At 56.4% G+C, this 6,298-nt stretch carries 1 protein-coding gene, 2 tRNA genes, 2 rRNA genes and 1 pseudogene; 5 read left to right on the top strand and 1 reads right to left on the bottom strand.

What is annotated here, in order from left to right; all coding sequences use genetic code 11:
* Positions 1 to 5 precede the first annotated feature (5 nt).
* The 5 genes and pseudogenes from HQ843_RS01390 to HQ843_RS29165 all read left to right on the top strand — a co-directional run.
* Positions 6 to 81: transfer RNA gene (locus HQ843_RS01390), tRNA-Ala, on the top strand.
* 725 nt (positions 82 to 806) lie between these two features.
* Positions 807 to 3,613 (top strand): 23S ribosomal RNA (locus tag HQ843_RS01385).
* A 212-nt stretch (positions 3,614 to 3,825) separates the two neighbouring features.
* A 5S ribosomal RNA gene (rrf, locus tag HQ843_RS01380) occupies positions 3,826 to 3,941 on the top strand.
* A 105-nt stretch (positions 3,942 to 4,046) separates the two neighbouring features.
* Positions 4,047 to 4,123: transfer RNA gene (locus tag HQ843_RS01375), tRNA-Met, on the top strand.
* A gap of 257 nt (positions 4,124 to 4,380) precedes the next feature.
* Positions 4,381 to 4,551 (top strand): annotated as a pseudogene (locus HQ843_RS29165) (ATP-binding protein); the annotation flags it as partial.
* 239 nt (positions 4,552 to 4,790) lie between these two features.
* On the opposite strand, the gene HQ843_RS01365 reads toward HQ843_RS29165, so the two are convergent.
* Complete coding sequence (locus HQ843_RS01365; protein WP_180900171.1) at positions 4,791 to 6,284, bottom strand: FGGY-family carbohydrate kinase; 1,494 nt, start codon at positions 6,282 to 6,284, stop codon at positions 4,791 to 4,793.
* Positions 6,285 to 6,298 lie beyond the last annotated feature (14 nt).

Below are 6,298 nucleotides of genomic sequence, written 5' to 3'. Positions count from 1 at the left end.
GGTGCGGGGCTATAGCTCAGCTGGGAGAGCACCTGCTTTGCAAGCAGGGGGTCAGCGGTTCGATCCCGCTTAGCTCCACCAAGGATCTGGCGCCTTCGGGCAGCCGGATAGATGACTTCGAGAAAAATAGGATTGCATGTGCTTTCGAGCATATGCCGTGTTGAATGTTACATTGTGAAGAGAAGATATGTCTGGAGGCTTCCAGGTGATCGTGATGCAAATCATGATCGTTTAGAGCTGACCCCATTGACGGCGTTGAAGGTCTAGCCGGCCGGAGACGAGAGAGGGGCAGTTTTGGAAGGAAGCTCTGTCATAACGTCGATTGTTTGTTTGAGGCTTCGGCCCCATCTGAGCGATGCGACGGATTGATGCGCCTGACCGCACATCATCGGACATTATCTCGAGAAGCTGGTCTAAAAAGACGAATGTCTTTTTAGTTCTTCTATCGCTCACGGATGAGCGGTGCTTACGCATCTATCCTCCGCGGGAGCGGCGAACTTTTGATTTGATCAATGGGGCGCCGACGCGGCTTAGCCGCGACGAAGAACTGAGAACATTCAGTCTTAATGAAATGAATGGGCTGCCAACTTTGTTGAGTTGGTGGTCCGATCGTGTTGATGGCATCGGCCGGGGTTGTACAAAAGGCCCGGTGACTGTGCTCACAAAGCCTGCAAAAGACGTTGCGAGGAACTTACCCGTAGGGCGCAAGCCCGTCGGCGACGGTTCGCCGCCCCGTCCGGAGCGAAGCAAACCGCAAGGTTTGCGGCAGCGTGAGGACAGAGCAGATGAACATCGACAATGAGAACGATCAAGTGATTTAAGGGCATTTGGTGAATGCCTTGGTATGCACAGGCGATGAAGGACGTGATACGCTGCGAAAAGCCGTGGGGAGCTGCGAATAAGCTTTGATCCATGGATATCCGAATGGGGAAACCCACCTTAGATATCTAGAAAATTTAAGGTGTTCCTTGGAACATCTTATCTTTCTAGATATCGCTGATAGGTATCTTAATCTGAATACATAGGGTTAAGAAGCGAACGCGGGGAACTGAAACATCTAAGTACCCGTAGGAAAGGACATCAACCGAGACTCCGCAAGTAGTGGCGAGCGAACGCGGACCAGGCCAGTGGCAATGATGAATGAAGCAGAACAGGTTGGGAAGCCTGGCACTATGGGTGATAGCCCCGTATGCGTAGAACAATCATTGTCCTTGAGTAGGGCGGGACACGTGAAATCCTGTTCGAACATGGGGCGACCACGCTCCAAGCCTAAGTACTCGTGCATAACCGATAGCGAACAAGTACCGTGAGGGAAAGGTGAAAAGCACCCCGACAAGGGGAGTGAAACAGATCCTGAAACCGGATGCCTACAAGCAGTAGGAGCCCAAGGTTCGTCCTGGGTGACTGCGTACCTTTTGTATAATGGGTCAACGACTTAGTGTAACTAGCAAGCTTAAGCCGGTAGGTGTAGGCGCAGCGAAAGCGAGTCTTAATAGGGCGATTTAGTTAGTTGCATTAGACCCGAAACCGAGTGATCTAGCCATGAGCAGGTTGAAGGTTGGGTAACACCAACTGGAGGACCGAACCCATATCTGTTGCAATAGATCGGGATGACTTGTGGCTAGGGGTGAAAGGCCAATCAAACTCGGAGATAGCTGGTTCTCTGCGAAATCTATTTAGGTAGAGCGTCGACCGAATACCCTCGGGGGTAGAGCACTGGATGGGCTATGGGGACTCACCGTCTTACTGATCCTAACCAAACTGCGAATACCGAGGAGTACTAGTCGGCAGACACACGGCGGGTGCTAACGTCCGTCGTGAAAAGGGCAACAACCCTGACCTCCAGCTAAGGTCCCCAAGTCATGGCTAAGTGGGAAAGGATGTGAGGATCCCAAAACAACCAGGATGTTGGCTTAGAAGCAGCCATCATTTAAAGAAAGCGTAACAGCTCACTGGTCTAAATAAGGGTCTTTGCGCCGAAAATGTACCGGGGCTCAAGCCATGCACCGAAGCTGAGGATGTACACGCAAGTGTACGTGGTAGCAGAGCGTTCCGTAGGCCGATGAAGGGATACCCGTGAGGGGTCCTGGAGGTATCGGAAGTGCGAATGTTGACATGAGTAACGATAAAGGGAGTGAGAGACTCCCTCGCCGAAAGACCAAGGGTTCCTGCTTAAAGTTAATCTGAGCAGGGTTAGCCGGCCCCTAAGACGAGGCGGAAACGCGTAGTCGATGGGAACCACGTTAATATTCGTGGGCCAGGTGGTAGTGACGGATTGCGTAAATCGTGAGGACTTATTGGATTGTCCTTGCGGTGAAGCGGTTCCAGGAAATAGCTCCACCATGAGACCGTACCCGAAACCGACACAGGTGGTCAGGTAGAGTATACCAAGGCGCTTGAGAGAACTATGTTGAAGGAACTCGGCAAATTGCACGCGTAACTTCGGAAGAAGCGTGACCCTTTTATACGCAAGTGTAAGAGGGTGGCACAGACCAGGGGGTAGCGACTGTTTATCAAAAACACAGGGCTCTGCGAAGTCTTTAAGACGACGTATAGGGTCTGACGCCTGCCCGGTGCTGGAAGGTTAAAAGGAGATGTGCAAGCATTGAATTGAAGCCCCAGTAAACGGCGGCCGTAACTATAACGGTCCTAAGGTAGCGAAATTCCTTGTCGGGTAAGTTCCGACCTGCACGAATGGCGTAACGACTTCCCCGCTGTCTCCAACATAGACTCAGTGAAATTGAATTCCCCGTGAAGATGCGGGGTTCCTGCGGTCAGACGGAAAGACCCCGTGCACCTTTACTATAGCTTTACACTGGCATTTACCAAGACATGTGTAGGATAGGTGGTAGGCTTTGAAGCAGGGACGCCAGTTCTTGTGGAGCCATCCTTGAAATACCACCCTTATCTTCGTGGATGTCTAACCGCGATCCGTTATCCGGATCCGGGACAGTGTATGGTGGGTAGTTTGACTGGGGCGGTCGCCTCCTAAAGAGTAACGGAGGCGCGCGATGGTGGGCTCAGACCGGTCGGAAATCGGTCGTCGAGTGCAATGGCATAAGCCCGCCTGACTGCGAGACTGACAAGTCGAGCAGAGACGAAAGTCGGTCATAGTGATCCGGTGGTCCCGCGTGGAAGGGCCATCGCTCAACGGATAAAAGGTACGCCGGGGATAACAGGCTGATGACCCCCAAGAGTCCATATCGACGGGGTTGTTTGGCACCTCGATGTCGGCTCATCGCATCCTGGGGCTGGAGCAGGTCCCAAGGGTTTGGCTGTTCGCCAATTAAAGCGGTACGTGAGCTGGGTTCAGAACGTCGTGAGACAGTTCGGTCCCTATCTGCCGTGGGTGTAGGAATATTGACAGGATCTGTCCCTAGTACGAGAGGACCGGGATGGACGTATCTCTGGTGGACCTGTTGTGGCGCCAGCCGCATAGCAGGGTAGCTATATACGGAATGGATAACCGCTGAAGGCATCTAAGCGGGAAACCAACCTGAAAACGAGTATTCCCTATCAGAGCCGTTGTAGACGACAACGTTGATAGGCCGGGTGTGGAAGCGCAGTAATGTGTGAAGCTTACCGGTACTAATCGCTCGATTGGCTTGATCGTTCTCATTGTTCATGTTCATCGGCTTCGCCGATGAACACGATCTATATGTCCTCACGCTGTCGTGGCCTTTGGCCACTACGCTGCGGACGGCGCGCTTCGCGACGCAGGCAAGCTGCTGAGGGAATTCCCTCGACAGTCTTCCCAATGTGCGTCACTGAAGCACCTCAACAAAACCAGCTTCTCGAAAACAAACAAACGCTGCAATTCGCCGACCTGGTGGTTATGGCGGGGCCCTTAACACCCGTTCCCATTCCGAACACGGCCGTGAAATGCCCCAGCGCTGATGGTACTTTGTCTTAAGACACGGGAGAGTAAGTCGCTGCCAGGTCTGCAAATTGCAGCCGCGTTTGATATCTTCTCAGAGCATCAACGGCGACTGCCGATAAAAGCCGCCGTAAAGCGGCTTTTTTGCGTTCAAAAAGCCAATATATAACGCGGGGTGGAGCAGCCCGGTAGCTCGTCAGGCTCATAACCTGAAGGCCGCAGGTTCAAATCCTGCCCCCGCAACCAAAGATACCTGCGATCCCAAAAAAGCCCCATCATGGGGCTTTTTGCGTTTCTGGCCTTCAGTTGCGCCAGCGCAGCCCATCAGGTCTTCCAGAACTGCCCTCTCGCTGAGAAACTCGGGCTTCCTCTTGCCAGATGCGAAGGTGAGGATCGCGGCCAGAGAGGTGGCTCGGTTTGTCTGAACAGTTTCGGGCGTTTGGTTAAGTGGATTTCCGCCTGCTGCGGCAGGTGTCTGATCGTCTTCTCAGCCATCCTCTGGATATCTCTCCCGACTTGCCGAGCGAGAGATGATCGAACGCGATCGCCGTAAGGTCGAGCGTCGGATCGGGGCCGCCAGATTCCCGGTCGACAAAAGCCTCGACAGCTTCGGCTTCGCCGCCATCTCCGGGTTGAACAGTGATGCGCGCTTGCACGCCTCTGCCCAATGTGAGCGTCGATGATCGAGAGCGGAAAAACGTTGGAGGGCAGGCCGCGACGTTCTCCATCTCGTTCACGAGCTTGATGAAAAGGACGCATCCCTTCGTGTACTTGAACCCGAAGTCACGGCGGCCGGAAGCATTGGCCGAATGATCGTCACCCTCGCCATTGAGGCGATCCGGAGGCTGATCGGTTTCCCCCCGCAAGGACCTTTTCTAAAGCACGGCCTGAACCTGGGGCACGCGGCCTGCCGTCAGGGTTCGCCATGTGGCCGGTAGAGCGCGCGGAAGCGGGCATAACCGTCATCATAGACCGCGCGGTTCGACGCATCGGGCCTAACCGTGACGCCTTGTCCGACAAAGGCCGAAACGCCCGCCCAGTCATCGACGAGCCCGGCGCCCATGGCCGCCGTCCAGGCAACGCCCAGGCACGAACCGGGATGCCCGGTCAGGCATTGCACCGGCTTTTGCAGCACATCGGCGACGATCTGCATCCAGATTTCGCTTTGCGCGCCGCCATCGGAAACCAGAAAGCGCGTGGTCTCGAGGCCCATGTCGTTCAGCACGTCGATATGGTGTCTGAGCGCATAGCCATAGGATTCCAGCAGCGCCCGCCACAGATGGCCGATATCATGCGACAGGGTGAGGCCGGAAATCAGCCCGCGGGCATCGGGATCATGGATCGGCGTCTTCTCGCCCAGAAGATAGGGCAGGATCACCACGCCCTCCGCGCCCGCCGGACGGTTTTCCGCCAGCCGGTCGAGATAGCGATAGGTCGAGATGCCCTCCGCTTCGGCAGCCTGCTGCTCCTTGCCCGCAAAGGTTTCGATGAACCAGTTGAGCGCCGAGCCGCCTGTCGACATGCAGCCATTCGGCATATAGAGGCCGGGGATCAGATGGTAGTCGAGAAACAGGCGCGGATCGGGGCGCACCTTGTCTGTCGCCGTCAGGATATCGACCGCGCCGCCGAATTTCAAAAGAACATCGCCGGCTTCCTGAACGCCCGCGCCGAAGGCCGAGGCGACCATGTCGGCCGCGCCGCCGACAACGGGGGTTCCCGCGCAAAGGCCGGTAACGGCGGCGGCTTCATCGCTGACGGTCCCGAGCACTTCATGCGAGGCGATCTTGGGCGGAATGGCATTTGCCGGCAGATGGGCCCAGCCGATCAGGTCGTCGTCGAGCGCGCCGCTGGCGACATCGACGAAACCTGCTTCCAGCGCCCAGTTCTGCTCGACGGCGCGTTTGCCGGTGAGTTTGAAATTGATGAAATCATAGGAGCCGAACACCGTGGCGATGCGAGCGAAGACATCCGGCTCGTGCTTTTCGATCCAGCGCAGCTTGGCGGTTACAAGCTGCTGGTTGATGCCGTTTCCGGCCTTTGCGATGAAGGCGGCCTCGTCGCGCTCGCGGCGCATGGCCTCGACCTCGCGTCCCGAGCGCCCGTCGCTTTGTTGAATGCTTGGGCGCAGCACGGCCCCGGCCTCATCCAGCAGCACCACGGCCGGCAACATGCCGGTGACGCCGATGGCGCCGATATCGGCCGGGTCCGTGCCTTCCAGCGCCAGCAGTTCGCGGGTGATCGCCTGCACGTTTTGCCACCATTGCAGGGGATCTTCCTCCGCCCAGCCGTGATGCGGCGAGGACAGCGCGACGGGTCTCGAGGCGAGCCCCACGACCCTGTCCGGCAGCGCGATCAGGATGCCGATCGTGGACGTGGTCCCGATATCGAGACCGATCACATGGGTCATGGCTGGCTCCGGCT

Origin of the sequence: Martelella sp. NC20 (assembly GCF_013459645.1) — a bacterium.
GTDB lineage: Bacteria > Pseudomonadota > Alphaproteobacteria > Rhizobiales > Rhizobiaceae > Martelella.
This window is presented reverse-complemented; position numbering and strand designations above follow the sequence as displayed.